The sequence below is a fragment of the Novosphingobium chloroacetimidivorans genome (assembly GCF_014204535.1).
In the GTDB taxonomy this organism is placed as follows: domain Bacteria; phylum Pseudomonadota; class Alphaproteobacteria; order Sphingomonadales; family Sphingomonadaceae; genus Novosphingobium; species Novosphingobium chloroacetimidivorans.
This window is the reverse complement of the sequence record NZ_JACHLR010000007.1, coordinates 94004-109251: the sequence shown is the minus strand read 5'-3', so window position 1 is coordinate 109251 and position 15248 is coordinate 94004. Positions and strand designations below refer to the sequence as shown.

The following is a 15248-nucleotide window of genomic DNA, read 5'->3' as shown; positions in this document are numbered from 1 at the left end:
ATGCTGATGGGAGACAAGGGGTGCAGGCGCGCAGATCGCGTCACGCGCAGGAGCGTGCTGGCGGGCGCGGCGGCTCTGGCGGCGACATCCTGCGGGCCGCGGTCCGCCAGTCCACCGCTGCGGTTTTGGGCGACCAGCTATGAAGGCGACTACGCGCCGCACCTGATGACCGCCTTCACCGCCGCGACCGGCATCGAGGTCGACGTGCAGTCCATCCCCTCGACCGCGGCGCACGAAAAGATGCTCACCGCGTTTGCCGGCGACGCTCTGCCCGATGTCTTCGCGCTGCCGTCGGGATGGATCGGCGAGTTCCAGATGATCGGCGCGCTGGCGCCGGTGCCTTCGCCCGACTACGTGGCGGACGTGTTGCCACCGGCGCTCGCGCTGGCGCAAGTGAAGGGCAGGAACTTCGCGGTGCCCTGGTCCGCTGCGCCGCAAGTGCAGTTCTACCGGCGCGACCTGCTGCGTGATGCGGGCTACGAAACGCCGCCCGACACCTGGGAAGCGTGGCGTGAGATGGGCCGGACGATCAAGCGTCGCCGCCCCGACGAGTTCGTGTTCCTCACCCTGCTGAACTGGCCCGACACGCTGTTCTCGATGCTGTACCAGACCGGCATGACGATGCTGCGCGACCAGGACACGCGCGGCAACTTCCGCTCGCCCGAGGCGGAATCCGCCTTTGCCTTCTACCTTTCGCTATTCACCGAAAACCTGGCGCCGCGTGCACTCTCCACCGAAGTGCAGGACGCCTTCGCCGCGTTCGCGCAAGGGCGCTATGCCGTATGGCCGAGCTGGCCTTCGCTGCTGCTCGACCTCCATCGCCGCCGTGCCGAGATCCCGCGCGAGCGCTGGGGCGTGGCGCGGCTTGCCGGGCCGAAGGGTCCGGGGCCAACAGCGATGATCGCCTCGAACGTGGTCGTCAGCGCGCGCACGGCGCAGCCACAGGCAGCCTGGGCGCTGGTTCGCCACCTGACCTCCACTGCCACCGAGCTGCGCTTCCAGCAGCTGATCGGCAACCTGCCGGCGCGCGCGAGTGCCTGGGCCTCGCCGCAGCTGCAGATGCCGGTGCTGCGCCCCTTCGCCGAGCAGATGCGGCAACCGGCGATGGCGCCCAAGATCGTCGAGTGGGAGCGTATCCAGATCGAGGTCCAGCTGGTCGCCGAACGCGTCGTGCGCGGATTGCTGACGATCCCGCACGCGCTCGCCGCCATCGACGGCCGCGTCGACCAGATCCTCGCCAAGCGCCGCGCGCTGGTCGAGGCGGGTCGCATCGCATGAGGAGGCAGGCCATGTCTTCTCAGGAACGCACCGCCTGGCTGTTCACCGCGCCGGTGCTGGCGATCATCGTGGCGGTGCTGGTGCTGCCGGTCACTTTGGCGCTGGCGCTGAGCCTGACCGACTACAGCATCTACGCGCTGGCCGACTGGGACAACGTGCGCTTCGTGGGTTTGGGCAACTTCCAGGAGCTGCTGCGCACCGCCCTCTTCTGGCGCGCGCTGGCGAACACCGCGCTGTTCGCCGTGCTCGGCGTGCCGATGGCGATCGGCGCCTCGCTGGGCGCGGCGCTGCTGCTGCACGACACAACCGTGCGTTGGAAGGCGCTGTGGCGCGTGGCGCTGTTCGCGCCTTATGTGACGAGCGTGGTGGCGACCGCGGTGGTCTGGCGCTTCCTGCTCAACACGCGCTTCGGCCTGATCAACTACGCTCTTAGCTGGCTTGGCCTGCCGCCGGTCGACTGGCTGGGCGATCCTCATGCCTCGATCCCCGCGATCCTGCTGTTCGTGACCTGGAAGATCTTTGGCTACAACATGATCGTGTTCACCGCCGCCTTGTCGGCCGTGCCGCAGGACCTGATGGAAGCCGCACGGCTGGACGGCGCCTCGCGCTGGGGCCGCTTCCGCCACGTCACCTTGCCCGCGATCGGGCCGACGCTGCTGCTTGCCTCGGTGATGAGCGTCGCCGGGTTCCTCCAGATCTTCGCCGAGCCTTACGTAATGACGCTGGGCGGCCCGGCGCAGAGCACCGTCACCGTGCTCTACTTCATGTTCGACGAAGGCTTCAAATGGTGGAACCTGGGGCAGGCGTCGGCGGTGGCGCTGATCCTGTTCGTGCTGATCCTGACAATCACTTTCGTCGAGACGCGCATCGGCAAGCGGAACCAGTGGCTGTGATGGGGCGGCGTCGCACCCGCGCGATCGTCGCCAATTCGCTGGTGGCGCTGCTGACTGCCGTGACGCTGGTCCCGCTGGTGTGGATGGTCACCGTCTCGTTCATGCCGCGTGGTGCCTCCAGCCAGTTCCCGCCGCCGTTCTGGCCCGAGCGCTGGTCGTGGGAGAACTATTACGAGTTGCTGGTCCGCCGCGAGATCGATGGTGCGTGGTTCGACTATCGCGTCTTGCCCGCGCTGGGCAACAGCCTGCTCATCGCCGTCCTTGCCACCGTGCTGGGGCTGCTGCTGACGATCCCGGCCGGCTATGCCTTCGCCAAGCTGCGCTTCACCGGACGCGAGCGGCTGCTCAAGCTACTGATCGCCGGGCTGGTCGTGCCGGGGCAGGTGGCGATGCTGCCGCTGTTCCTGCTGTTCAAGGAGCTGGGGCTGGTCAACAGCTATGCCGGCGTGATCCTGCCGGGGCTGGCCGGCATCTTCTCGGTCCTGTTCGTGCGTCAGGCCGCGCTGGCGATCCCCGACGAGATGCTCGACGCCGCCCGGCTCGATGGCGCGAGCGAGGCGCGTATCTTCCGCTCGATCGTGCTGCCGCTGCTGGCCCCGATCACCGTGACGCTGGCGCTGTTCCTGTTTCTGGGCAGCTGGAACGACTTCCTGTGGCCGCTGATCGTGCTCACCGATCAGCACAAGTACACGCTGCCGGTCGCCGTCGCCGCCATCGTGCGCGAGCATGCCCAGGACGGCGAGCTGATGATGGCCGCCTCCGTGGTGACGACGCTGCCGGTGCTGCTGATCTTCCTGCCGCTGCAGCGCTACTACATCAGCGGATTGCTTGGTGGCAGCATCAAGGGCTGAGCCGAGCCAATGCCTGTCCCTGCGCATCGAAGACGTGGACCTGTGATGGCGGCAAGCTGAAACGCAGGGTCTCGCCCAGCGTGACCTGCCGGTCGCCGGGCAGCTGCGCCACCACCGTGCCGATGCCGCCGCGGGCGCCCAGATGCGCGAAGGAAAGCGGCCCCAGCCGTTCGAACAGCTCTACCTCGCCGCCCAGGGGTCCCTCAGCGTCCGCCACCAGGTGCTCGGGCCGCAAACCGACGGTGACCGGCTCGCCGACACGATCGGCGGCAGCTCGAACGTGGGCGCGCAGCGTCTTGTCTTCGGGGAGGCGCAGGGTGACGCCTTGCTCGTCGGCGGCGTCGATAATGGCCGGGATCAGGTTCATACCGGGCGAGCCGATGGCTCGCGCCACGGCGAGCGTCGCCGGTGCGGCATAGAGCTCGAGCGGAGCGCCGACCTGCTCGATCCGGCCCTCGCTCATGACGACAATGCGATTGGCCAGCGTCATCGCCTCGAGCTGGTCGTGCGTCACGTAGATCATCGTGGCGCCCAGCCGGCCATGCAGCCGTGCGAATTCATGGCGCATGCGGACCCGCAACTCGGCATCCAGATTGGACAACGGCTCGTCGAGCAGCAGCACGCGCGGTTCGCGCACGATGGCGCGCGCGATCGACACCCGCTGGCGCTGCCCTCCCGATAGCGCCGCCGGTCGCCGCTTCAGCAGCGGGGCAAGGTCCAGCGCCTCGGCGGCGGCAGCCACCCGCGCGCGAACCTCGGTCTTGCCAAAGCGCTGCACCTTGAGCGGAAAGGCGATGTTCTCCTCGACGGTCAAGTGCGGGTACAGCGCATAGGACTGGAACACCATCGCCAAGCCGCGCTGCGCCGGCGCGACGTCGGTGACATCGCGGCCATCGATGAATACCTGGCCGCCGGACGGCTCCTCCAAGCCGGCGATCAGGCGCAGCAGGGTGGACTTGCCACAGCCGGACGGCCCCACGATCACCACGAACTCGCCCTCGGCGATCTCCAGATCGCTAGGGCACAGCGCATCGAACGTATCGAACCGCTTGCTCAACTGGGTCACGCAGACCGATGCCACGCTTCGCGCTCACTCTCGTTCGATAAAGGCGCGAGGGGATCACGAGCCCGGGCCAGCGTCACCACCAAATCGCGCTCTTGTCGAGCCAGCTTGAGGGCAATGGTGTGCAAGTGGATCGGCTGGGGGGGGCGCCGATGGCGTGCCCGCCCCTTGCGGCCGTTGTCGCAAGTGGGCGGGCAGTATGGCGGCAGTCGTGTCGTTGCACGCGTTACGAGCGTGCGGGATGGGTCGTCCTCAGCGGCTGACGGGAGGCGAGCGATACTCGCGCCCGTCGATGGTCGTGACCAGTTCGCCCTTCTCAGGGCCGCGGAAGCTGAGCACGAAGCCGCCCGGGCTCGTCTTCTTGGTGCCGGTCTGCACCCCGGACGCGCGCAGATCCGCCTGCCATACGACCGGGCTGAGGAAGCCGGGCTTTGCGCGGGTGGCCGATTCCGTCCCGTCGATGATGTGCTGGCCGTCATCGGTGTAGCCGGTGTAGCGCACATCGACCGTCTTGATCCCGCCTGCGGGATGGTACTCGACCCGTACGTTGGCGGTTCCGGCCACCTTGCCGTTCAGCACGAACGTTCCCGCGGGCAGTTCCAACGGCCGCTTGGGGAGGGGATCGCCGGGTCGCAGCGCGATGGCCCAGTCGACATTGATGGGCTTGGGCGTGACCTTGCGAGTCGGCATCGGCTTGCGGCTGGTCAGGTGCGCCATCATCAACCGCGTGCGGCGTCCGCCTGGCGCCGTCGAAGTGGGGCAAGGCTGCTTGCGCCCCTCTCCACAGGCAGGCGCAGTGACCAGCGCCTGCCAGTAGATCACCCGGGTCCCGTCCGGGGACCAGGCCGGATCGGCACGGCCGTTCCAGTCGGGATCGCTGAAGCTGCCCGGCGTGCCCGGTCCGGCATTGAGCTGCTGGCCCCGATAGCGGCCCCGGTCGCCCTTGGCATCGATCAGGATGGGCTGGAAGAAGCGCCGGTTGCCATCGTTGTAGCAGCACACCGCGATCGGGAGCGTAAGCGTGTCGGTCAGCGGGGGGATGCCCTGCATCGCCGAATAGTAGAGGTGCCGCGTGGTCGTGCGCGTATCCATGGCGACAAACCATTTGTCGTCCGGCGACATCATCATCGGATCGGTATAAGCCGGATCGCGGGTCAGGCGATGTGACGCGCCATCGGTCAGGTTCGTGATGAACAAGTCAGGATTTCCCGCTTCGGGGAAGCCCATGCCGATGACGTTGCGGCCATCGCGGGTCCAGCCCCGCATCTCGCCGATCTGCCCACGCGGCTCGTTGTGGACCAGCTTCTTCGGGTTCTTGGGATCGATAGAGAACTGGTTGAATGTGGGGTCTGTGTTGTTGAGGAGCAGATAGACGTTCTCGATATCGTAGCGAGGAACGTTCGGTTCGCCCATCTTCGGCTTGGGATTGAACACCAGTTTGCCCAGGTAGCCGAATTGCTCGACCCCGCCGGGGCTGGGCGCGAACGCGCTCCAGTTCATGTGTACGCCGTCCGGGTTCAGCCGTTGCTCGCGAAAGACGCTGCCCGGGCCCGATCCGTCCGGGGTCCGGCCCCACCGCACGGGGAAGATGCGGACTTTGTCCGGCGTGCACGCCGTGGAAGTCAGTTCATGCGGGCCGCAGTCGATCACGTTGGGCCCGGCAAGGACACGCTTGCCATCGGGAAACGCCTGCGGATGGTCGAGCGGCATGCGAGGTGCGAGCGCTTCCTTGTCGCCGTGGGCATCGCTCTCGCCCATCGGGTTAGCGGTGATCAGGGTTCCCCTGCGGTTCTGCTCCGGCACGCCGCAGGTCAGGCACTTCCAGGGATCGCCGTTGGGAAACTTCGTACCATCCAGGCGAATGGCGATGACCTGCTCGCCGCTGTAGATGCTTGCGGGAGCAGGCGCTGCAGGCGCCCCCGTGAAGGTCACGGTCATCAGGACATGGCGGTTGTCCCACATCGCACCCGGGCCTTCTTGCAGGCCGTACTCGCTGGCGGAGATGCAGCCGGTCCCGCGTGGGTTGACGGCGCGGGTGCATGAGCCCGGAGTGTCGGCCGGAGCGGTGGGAGGCAGGGGAAGTTCGCTGATGGTGACGGGTTCAGGCTTCGGAGGTGGTGCATCCTCCACCACCCCCGCCTGCAACGCCGTGGTCAGACCGGTGCAGAGCACCACACCGGCGGTCCACGCCATCGCTCGCGCCGTGCGCTGTATATTCGGCCGAAGAGCTCGCATCGTTCATCCCCCTATTTTTTGGTCAGTCCCTTACTAAGCAAGGCCGTGGCATGGCACAATGCGCCTTTGTGTCGCATAGTGTATCTCTGGCGCTCATGCTCCACGGATTGATCGTCAAACACCCTTCGTTGACAATTTGGACAGGCCAATTTAATTGTACTCAGCAGACCGATTACGGTCGTTGAAACTGGGGGGAAACATGCCTGCAACAAATCTCAACGCTTATCGGTTCCAGCGCCTTGCACTGTTGGGCGGAACCGCCCTGTGCTTCGCGCTCGCATCCGGCCCGGCGTTCGCGCAGGATCCTGCTGCACAGGACCCCAACGCGACCGGCACGCCGACCGCTGCACAAGCCCAGCCGACCGACACCACTGGCGACGAGACAGCGAGCGCAGGTGAGGACATCGTCGTTACCGGAACGCTGATCCGCGGTGTTGCTCAACCGACCGGCGCGGCACTGGTCAACGTGGGCCGTGACACGATCGCGTCGACCGGCGTGACCGCGGCCAAGGATCTGCTGAACCAGACAGTTCCCCAGCTTTCGTCCTTCAACGCACTGCCCACCGGCAGCGCCGACTTTGGCGCAGCGGTGAACAAGATCAGCTTGCGCGGCATCGGGTCCGCCACGGGTCTGGCGTCCGGCACGAATGCGACGCTGGTCCTCATCAACGGCCACCGCGTCGTTCCCGTCGGTATCCTTTCGACCGACGCCGATCCGGACCTCATCCCGTCCGACATCCTGGAGACGGTCCAGGTCCTGCCCGACGGCGGTTCGGCGACTTACGGTTCGGACGCCATCGGCGGCGTCGTGAACTTCGTGACCCGCAAGGAGATCGACGGCGTGCAGGTGCACGGGCAGCACATCTTCGGCGACGACTATCACGAGAACACGATCACCGGCGTGATCGGCAAGAGCTGGAGTACCGGCTCGGCCTTCGTCAGCGGGACCTACAACAAGCACGACGCGATCTTCGGCCGCGACCGCGACTACATCACCACCGACTTCCGCCGCTATGGCGGCCAGGACACCCGCCGCACCTCGTGCGAGTACGGCACGTTCACGGTCAACGGCCAGCTCTACAGCGGCAATGGGCTGGCTCCGATCGGCACCGCACCGCGCTGCGACGCGACCGACAACACCAGCCTCGTGCCCAGCGAAGAGCGCGGCAACGTCTTCGGCTTCATCCAGCAGGAGATCTCGGACAGCGTGAAGTTCAGCATGGATGCGCTCTGGTCCAAGCGCTCCACGAAGATCTACTCCGACATCGCCAACATCACGAGCTCCTACGTCATCACGCCGGCAAACCCGTTCTTCCGGCCGGTCGGCGGATCGACCCGGCAGACGGTGGCGCTGAACTATGGCCGCGCCATCGGCAACAGCCGTGTCTCGCCCCAGACCTACAGCCAGTACCAGTTCTCGCCGAGCCTGACCTGGAAGGTCAGCGACGCCTGGGACGTTCGCGCCGACTTCCTCTACGGCCGCAGCGTTTCCAAGGTTCAGGATCGCACGGGCGTGAACGGCGCGGCGCTCACCGCCACGAACTTCAACCCCTACGACCCGGCACTCACCGATGCTTCGGTGCGCAGTGCTCTGGCGGATTACGAGCTCTACTCGCGCGGCGTGAACTCGATCACCAGCGGCACGCTCGTCGCCAACGGCACGCTGTTCGAGCTGCCCGGCGGTGAAGTGAAGCTTGCCGGCGGTGGCGAGATCCGTCGCCAGACGCTGGACAACCAGACGGTCACCGGCCCGATCGGCGACCGCACCGGCCTGCGCAGCTTCGATTCCGATCGCACCATCAAGGCGGCCTTCGCGGAACTGTACGTGCCCATCGTGGGAGAGGGCAACTCGATCCCGGGCGTCTACGCTTTGGCGCTGAACGGGGCCGTCCGCTACGATCACTACAGCGACTTCGGCGGCACGACCAACCCGCGCATCGCCGTGGACTACCGCCCGGTGCGCGACCTGCTGATCCGCGCCAACTACCAGACCACGTTCGTGGCGCCGAGCCTGGCGGACTCGGGCAACCAGATCGACACGCGCCTGCAGATCCAGACGCTGGCCACCAACGTCTACCAGATCTTCATCGCCGGCGCTGGCGTGAACCTCGATCCGCAGGAAGGTCGCACCTACTCGATCGGCGCCGACTGGACGCCGGAAGCCGTTCCGAACCTGCGCGCCAGCGTGACGTACTGGAACACCAAGGTCGACAAGCTGATCAGCCAGGCGTTGACGGCGTTCGGCGGCTCGACCGGAGCGTCGGCCACGGCCTACAACTTGTGCGGCGTCGGCTACGCCCCGCAGCAGAAGTCCGCTTCGGCGAACGGCGCCTGCACGGCCGACTACCTCAACAGCATCCAGCCCCTGTGGCTGCGCATCGACAACGGTGCGGCGCCTTCGATCCGTTCGATCGCCGATCTCGTCGCTCCCGGCGCCATCGTGGCGGACGTGATCGACGCGCGCCGCAACAACTTCGGCACGGCCAAGCTTTCGGGCATAGACGCGAGCCTGTCCTACAGCTCGGACGTTTCGTTCGGCCGCGTGTTCGGCTCGATCGCGGCGACGTACAACCTGAAGCGCGACATCTCCTCGCGTCAGGGCGGTCCCTTCATCGACTATCTCGATGGTGAGGCCGTGGTCGGCTCGCCGCGCTACAACGCGGTCGTGTCCTTCGGTGCGATTTCAGGACCGGCCACGCTGCGCGCCAACGTGCGCCGTTCGGGCGGCTATGACATCCCGGTCAACAACGCACCGCCGCAGCGCCGCGTGAACTCCTACACCGTCGTCGACATCTACGCCGGCGTCGATCTGGGCGACTTCACGCAGGCAAAGAATACCCGCATCGACTTGACCGTCGCCAACCTGTTCGACCAGGACCCGCCGGTGTACCTCGGTGCGATGAACGCCAACCGCCCCGCAGGCTATGCCAACGGCGCGACCCTGGGCCGGACCATCAACCTGGGTGTAACGACCAAGTTCTGATTCCCTCTCCTCCGGCGCTGCCCGTTTTCGGGATCGTGCCGGAGGACCTTGCTTAGGAGTACCAATGGTCAAGGTAACACGGCGCGACGCCGCCAAGCTGCTGGGGCTGGTGCCCGCGCTGGGTTCCGGTGCGACGCTGGCGCAGGCCGCCGTGCAGGACCGGCCATTTCCGAAGAACTTCCAATGGGGCTGCGCGACGGCATCCTACCAGATCGAAGGCGCGGTCAAGGAAGACGGCCGCGGCGAGACGATCTGGGACGTGTTCTCGCATACGCCGGGCCGGATCAAGGACGGCACCAACGGCGACATCGCCTGCGACAGCTACCATCGCTTCACGGACGACCGCAAATGCCTGCAGGCGGTCGGCGCGAACATCTACCGACTGTCCTTCGCCTGGTCGCGTATCTTCCCGAGCGGCAAGGGCAAGCCCAACCAGAAAGGCGTCGATCACTACAAGCGGGTGATCGACGACCTGCTCGAAGCCGGCATCACCCCGTTCGTCACCCTGTTCCACTGGGACCTGCCCACCGGTCTTAAGGGCGCCTGGCACTCGCGCGACACGGCGCTTGCCTTCGCCGACTACGCCGGGTTCGTGGCCAAGGAATTCTCGGACCGGGTCCACGACTACATCACGGTGAACGAAGTCCGTTCGTTCATCGACATCGGCTATGGCCAGGGCCGCCACGCTCCGGGCGAGCAGCTCGGCGCGCGTGAGCTCAACCAGGCGCGTCACCACGGCCTGCTCGCGCATGGCCTGGGCACGCAGGCGATCCGCGCCACGGCCAGGAAGCCGGTGCGGATCGGCATGGCGGAGAACAACTACAACCCCATACCCGCGATCGAGACGCCTGCGTTCATCGAGGCCGCGCGCAAGGCGTTCCGCTGGATGAATGCGCGGCACCTGATGCCGATGCTCGAAGGGCGCTACTCGGACGAGTACCACGCCCTGGAAGGCGAGAACGCGGCAAGGACGCAGCCGGGCGACATGGAGGCGATCGGCAGTCCGCTCGATTTCATCGGCCTCAACATCTACACCGGCGACTACGTCGCGCCCGACGAGGGACCGCAGGGCTATCGCCTGGTGAAGGGCAGCCCCAGCTATCCCAACATGGGCCTGAAGTTCCTGCGCGTCGCTCCCGCGGCCGCCTACTGGGGCCCGCGCCTGCTGACGGAGATCGCCAAGCCGCGCGCCATCTACGTCGCCGAGAACGGCACGCTGGCGCAGGACGAACTCGTGCGAAACCGTCAGGTCGACGATGCCGAGCGCATCATGTACCTGCACAGCTACCTGGGAGAGCTGCAGCGTGCGACGGCGGAGGGATACCCGGTCGCGGGCTATATGCTGTGGTCGCTGCTGGACAACTTCGAGTGGGCCGAAGGCTTCGCCGCCAGGTTCGGTATCTTCTACACCGACTTCGCGACGCAGCAGCGCGTGCCCAAGCTGAGCGCGGAGTGGTTCCGCGAATTGATCGCGCGCAACGCGCTGGTTTGACAAGAGAGGACGAACGATGAAGCGTAGCGCCGCCTGGCTGATCTCGCGCGGCATGCTGCCGCTGGCCCTCCTCGTGCTCCCGGCTGCTTCGCCCAGGCAGGCGGAGAGCTGGACGCTCGACAACCTCGACCGGATCGGCGGAAGGCCCGTGACGGTCGAGAGCACGCCGCAAGTGATCTGCTGGACCGGCGGCAAGGCGATCGCCTTCGATGGCGTCGATGATCGTCTTGTGGTGAAAGGCCGTCCGCTGGTCGGCGTCACACGCTTCACCATCGAGGCGCTGATCCGTCCGGAAGGCGGCGTGACCGAACAGCGCTTCCTCCACCTCGCAGAGACCAATCCGCAGACCGGCGCCGACGTCACGCACACCGAAACCACGCACGATACCAACAACCGCATCATGTTCGAGCTGCGCTCCAGCCCGGCCGGTTTCTTCATCGACGGCTACCTCAAGAGCCGCGCCGGCGATGTCGCGCTGGCGGTTCCGGCCAAGATCCATCCCAACGGCGCCTGGTATGTGCTCAGCCAGACCTACGACGGCGCCGTCTACCGCACTTATGTCGACGGCGTGCTGCAGGGCGAGGTGACGACGCCGTTCCTGCCGCAGGGGCCGGGCAACGTCGGCATCGGCAGCCGGTTGAACAAGGAAAGCTACTTCAAGGGCGCGATCGCACGCCTGCGCTTCAGCGAACGCGCCCTGTCTCCGCGCGAGTTCATGAAGGCCCCGCGCAAAGCCACGGACAAGGCTTGCCCCCGCTAACGCGGTCGCCGCAAGACCCGCGCGCTGACATCAGCGTGCGGGCACTCCCTCCTCTTGGGCGACCAGCATGACCGGTCCGATCAGCCCGGACGGCAGCAACGGCGAGTCGGCCTTGTAGGGCGATTGCGGCGCCCAGGTGACCGGCTTCGCACCGGGCTGGCGATCGCCGATCAGCCGGTTGACCCACAGGTTCACGACCTTGATCTCCAGCCGGTGCGCACCGGGCGTGACCTTGCCCGTCAGGTCGATCCGGTACGGCGCCTTCCAGGCCGTCGCGATCTCGCGGCCGTCCAGCGACACCACCGCGAGTTCGTGCACCTGGCCAAGGTCCAGCAGGAGCTTACGCCCGGGCGCCACCATTGTGCTATCGACGGTTATCCGACGCGAATATGTTGCCCCGCCCGAGAAGTAGCGGATCCCGGTATCGGCATTGCCGCTCCAGTCGGTCAGCGTGGGAAACCGCGCCGTCGCCGGCGCGCCTCGGCCCGGTTCGAAGCTGACCTGCCAGGGTCCGGCGATGGTTGCGGTCGCCACGGTCCTGGCGGGCGCCACCTCGAGCCGCTCGGGCCCGCCCGGCCGGAACACGACGAAGCCCGCGCCGTGGCCCTCCAGATCGAGGTCGACGCGGGTGAATGCGCCATCCCGGACGTAGGACAGCGGGCGCGCACGCCCGTCCTCGGCCGACCACCACTGCGGTGTTCCGGTGGCACGCAGGCCGACCGATGCGCGCAGCGGCTGGTCGGAGCGGTTCGACAGGAAGTAGACATCGCCCTCGCCCACCCGGCGATGCGTTCCCATCAGTCGCGCGCCGGCGGGGATGTCGATGTCCGGAGCGATACCTTCGGACACCAGGACCGAACGCAAGTCGGACGTTGCGAGCACCCTACCCTTGCCGAACGCGTGAACCGGCGTGTCGCCCTCACCCCACAGGCGATCGACTGCTGCGCGCACTTTCGCGTCCGTGCTGGTCACCCCAAGGCCGCCGACGGGCCTCTTGCCGACCAGCACTGCGCCGTCGCGCACCAGCTGGGCGATGCGCTCCAGAGTGGGCAGAGTGAGCCGGTCGACGAAAGCGGGCAGGAAGAGCAGGCGGTAGTTCATGCCCGAGGGGGTGACCAGGCGCCCATCCTCGACTGTCACGACAGACGCGAGCGAGCCCGCATCGACATAGTCGAACGGCGTGCCCTGCGGCACGTCGATGTTGAAGCCATGCTCGAAGCGCTGGGTGAGGTTCTGCTCCTCGCCGTAGAAGTACAGCACATCGGCCACCGCACGCCCCTGCTGCAGCAGGAAGGACGTGCGCGCCAGATAATCGACCCAGGGCCGCGCCTGCTCCGCCCACGTCTCGTTGCGATTGAAGTATTGCCCGAAGAAGCCCAGCGCCAGACCAGGCTTGCGGGCCGGATCGGGCTGGTGGTGCGAGTCATGCAGCAGCATGCGGTTGACGCCGCGCGCGAAGATCTCGTCCGCCACCGGCTTCAGCATCGCGGGTGAGAACGACCAGGGGTCCTGCCCGGCCGCCACCGTCAAGGCCTCGGCCGCGACCAGCGGCTTGCCGTGGAGATGCGCGGCCGACGCGGCTTCGGCCAGATCGGCGATCAGCGGCGGCTGGCCGGGATCGGTGGAGAACTGGCGGTACCAGTATTCGGCAGTGGGGATGTCCGACAGCGCCTTTGCCGCGAGCCCGTCCCCGATCGCACGCGGCGCATCGCCCTGGGCCTCGGTGTAGTACGTGATGCCTTTGGCCCGCGCGGCGTCCGCAAGCACGGCGTAGTGACTGGTGAGCAGCAAGTCCTTGAGCGTGCAATGGAAGTCGAACAGGAAGGCATCGCTTGCCCGGCTGTCGCCCACCACGCGGCCCGTCAGCACCGGGAGCCAGGACGCCATCGGGTAGCCGCGCAGCTTGGCGAAGCGCTCCGGCAGTCCGACGGTCCAGTTCTGCGCCCCGGCTTCCCAGCTGTCGGTCAGCAGGCTGCCGATGCCGGCCTTGCCGATCGGAACCCCTGCGTCTTTCTCATAGAGGCTGAAGAGCTTGGCCATATAGGCCTTCACCGCGACGGGATCGAGCTTATCCACCTCCAGCCCGGTGGCGGACAATTCGGCCGGATTGTTGACCTGCCCGGTCAGCGACCAACCCAGGCGAACGACGGTCCAGTCCCGGCCCTTTGGCGCGGTCCAGTCGAGCGTGCCGTCGGGGCGGAGCCGGCCGGACAAGTCGAGGACGGTGCGCGGATCGATCGCGCCGCCCGTCGGCCCGGTCGCACCGCGCTGCTCGACATCCACGACAGACTGGAAACCGGCCTTGCTCTCGAAGCGGTCCACGCGAGGCGCGGCGTTGGCCTCCAACCGGTTGAGCGTGATTGCCGCGATTGGGGGCGTCGGCTTGGCAGGAATAGGCCGCCCCGGAAGCAAGCGCGCCGGGCCAGGACGGTCGAAAAGTACCCGCAGCAATTGCGTGCGCGTCTCCGGCAGAGCGAACGTGTGCTGCGGCGCGGGGAATTCGGCACCGACCTTCTCGACGCGCGCAAGCGGGCGGAACCGGCCGGAGCCGTCCCCGACCAGCACGTCGAAGCCCGGCAACGGATCGCCCGCCACGGTCAGCGAGCGCACCAGCCGTTGCGCCCCGAAGTCGAGATCGACGTAAGGCCTGGTGCCATCCGCCGGCACCGGCAGCCGCACCGCTGCGCTCAGATCGGCAGGTGCGGTGGCGAGCGCCGAGACGTCGGCGGCCGACGCGGTATATCGCGGCGCGGGCAGTCCCTCTCCGGCGGGAGTGGGAAAGGCAAAGATCGCCGCATCGCCATACTCGGGCGGGAACGGCAGCACCGGTCCGAAGCCCTTGCTGCGGGGTGCGGCCTGGAACGGGCCGGGGACGACAGGCGGCTTGGGCAGGACACCCGCCTTGGCTCCGCCGGCGACCTGCACTTCGCTCCAGACGTATTTCTTCATGCCGTCGCGCGGCTCGACCCACGGGCCGCCCGTCTGGCTCCAGCCCGGAGAGCCGGCGATGGTCACCTCGATCCCTAGCGCCCGCGCCCGCGCCACCGCCTGCCGATAGGCGCTGCGCCATCCTGGGCTCATGAACGAGAGCGGCTTGTCGACATATGTCTCCTCCAGCCGCCCGCCGCCGGCGAAGGCATGGACGCCGCCGATGCCCACGCGGTGCATCCACTCGAGATCCAGCAGCGCTCCTTCGGCAGAGACGTTGCCGCTCATCCAGTGCCACCAGACCTGCGGCCTGGCCGCGGCAGGAGGCTCGCGGAATCCTTGTTCCAAGGAAGGGAATGTCGTGTCAGGCGCGCCGGCCACCAGCGGTTCTTGCGCCAGCATGGGAGCGGCCGAAACGCCCGCAAGCACGATCGCAAGCGTCTTCAGTCGAGCCATTCCGCATTCCCCCACACTAAACACGAGCATTCATTGGTCAGACCAACCTGGAAATCAAACACCTCTGGCGGTCAAGAGAAATGACGTCGTGCCGCTGCAAGCTGCCGCTGACTGGTGAGGCGTGGTCGATCTCATCGATACGGAGATGCGTTCTCGACTGCGAAGAGCAGGCCGATGGCCGACCGCTGATTCAGACGCGCGCCAGGCATCCCGGGCACGTCGCAGCGTTGCGGCAGGCGATTCCTCATGCCACGGGCGAAGCGCTGGATGCGCCGCATCGCGACTGCCACTCGATCGTCACTACTAGTT

The 15248-nt window shown here is 67.1% G+C and carries 9 protein-coding genes; 6 read left to right on the top strand and 3 right to left on the bottom strand.

All coding sequences use genetic code 11. From position 1 onward, the window contains the following. From HNO88_RS09875 to HNO88_RS09865, 3 genes are read left to right on the top strand one after another with little or no spacing between them, the layout of a single operon-like run. Positions 1-1278 (top strand): extracellular solute-binding protein, encoded by a 1278-nt coding sequence (locus tag HNO88_RS09875; protein ID WP_184244595.1) that lies wholly within the window; start codon positions 1-3, stop codon positions 1276-1278. Positions 1279-1289: 11 nt separating this feature from the next. Then, positions 1290-2171: a carbohydrate ABC transporter permease gene (locus HNO88_RS09870; protein WP_184244593.1), complete on the top strand. Its 882-nt coding sequence runs from the start codon at positions 1290-1292 to the stop codon at positions 2169-2171. Further along, on the top strand, positions 2171-3022 hold the full coding sequence (locus HNO88_RS09865; RefSeq protein ID WP_246381488.1) for a carbohydrate ABC transporter permease: 852 nt from the start codon (positions 2171-2173) through the stop codon (positions 3020-3022). Before HNO88_RS09870 ends, HNO88_RS09865 begins: the two co-directional genes overlap by 1 nt. Here the strand turns inward: HNO88_RS09865 and HNO88_RS09860 are convergent. Together HNO88_RS09860 and HNO88_RS09855 are read right to left on the bottom strand one after the other, a co-directional pair. Continuing rightward, on the bottom strand, positions 3012-4088 hold the full coding sequence (locus HNO88_RS09860) for an ABC transporter ATP-binding protein (RefSeq protein WP_312857043.1): 1077 nt from the start codon (positions 4086-4088) through the stop codon (positions 3012-3014). The genes HNO88_RS09865 and HNO88_RS09860 overlap by 11 nt on opposite strands. Positions 4089-4337: 249 nt before the next feature. Next, positions 4338-6278 (bottom strand): TolB family protein, encoded by a 1941-nt coding sequence (locus HNO88_RS09855; protein ID WP_184244578.1) that lies wholly within the window; start codon positions 6276-6278, stop codon positions 4338-4340. Between the two features lie 241 nt (positions 6279-6519). Between HNO88_RS09855 and HNO88_RS09850 the strand changes: the two genes are divergently transcribed. The 3 genes from HNO88_RS09850 to HNO88_RS09840 all read left to right on the top strand — a co-directional run bounded on the left by HNO88_RS09850 (position 6520) and on the right by HNO88_RS09840 (position 11555). Further along, positions 6520-9303 (top strand): TonB-dependent receptor plug domain-containing protein, encoded by a 2784-nt coding sequence (locus HNO88_RS09850; RefSeq protein WP_184244576.1) that lies wholly within the window; start codon positions 6520-6522, stop codon positions 9301-9303. A 64-nt stretch (positions 9304-9367) separates the two neighbouring features. After that, positions 9368-10795, top strand: coding sequence for a GH1 family beta-glucosidase (locus HNO88_RS09845; protein ID WP_184244574.1), 1428 nt, complete (start codon positions 9368-9370; stop codon positions 10793-10795). 16 nt (positions 10796-10811) lie between these two features. Further along, positions 10812-11555, top strand: a complete 744-nt coding sequence (locus HNO88_RS09840) for a LamG domain-containing protein (RefSeq protein WP_184244572.1) — start codon at positions 10812-10814, stop codon at positions 11553-11555. A gap of 30 nt (positions 11556-11585) precedes the next feature. Here HNO88_RS09840 and HNO88_RS09835 read toward each other — a convergent pair whose 3' ends face one another. Further along, positions 11586-14939 carry a glycosyl hydrolase gene (locus tag HNO88_RS09835; protein WP_184244571.1) on the bottom strand — a complete coding sequence of 1118 codons (3354 nt, stop codon included), beginning with the start codon at positions 14937-14939 and terminating at the stop codon, positions 11586-11588. Positions 14940-15248 lie beyond the last annotated feature (309 nt).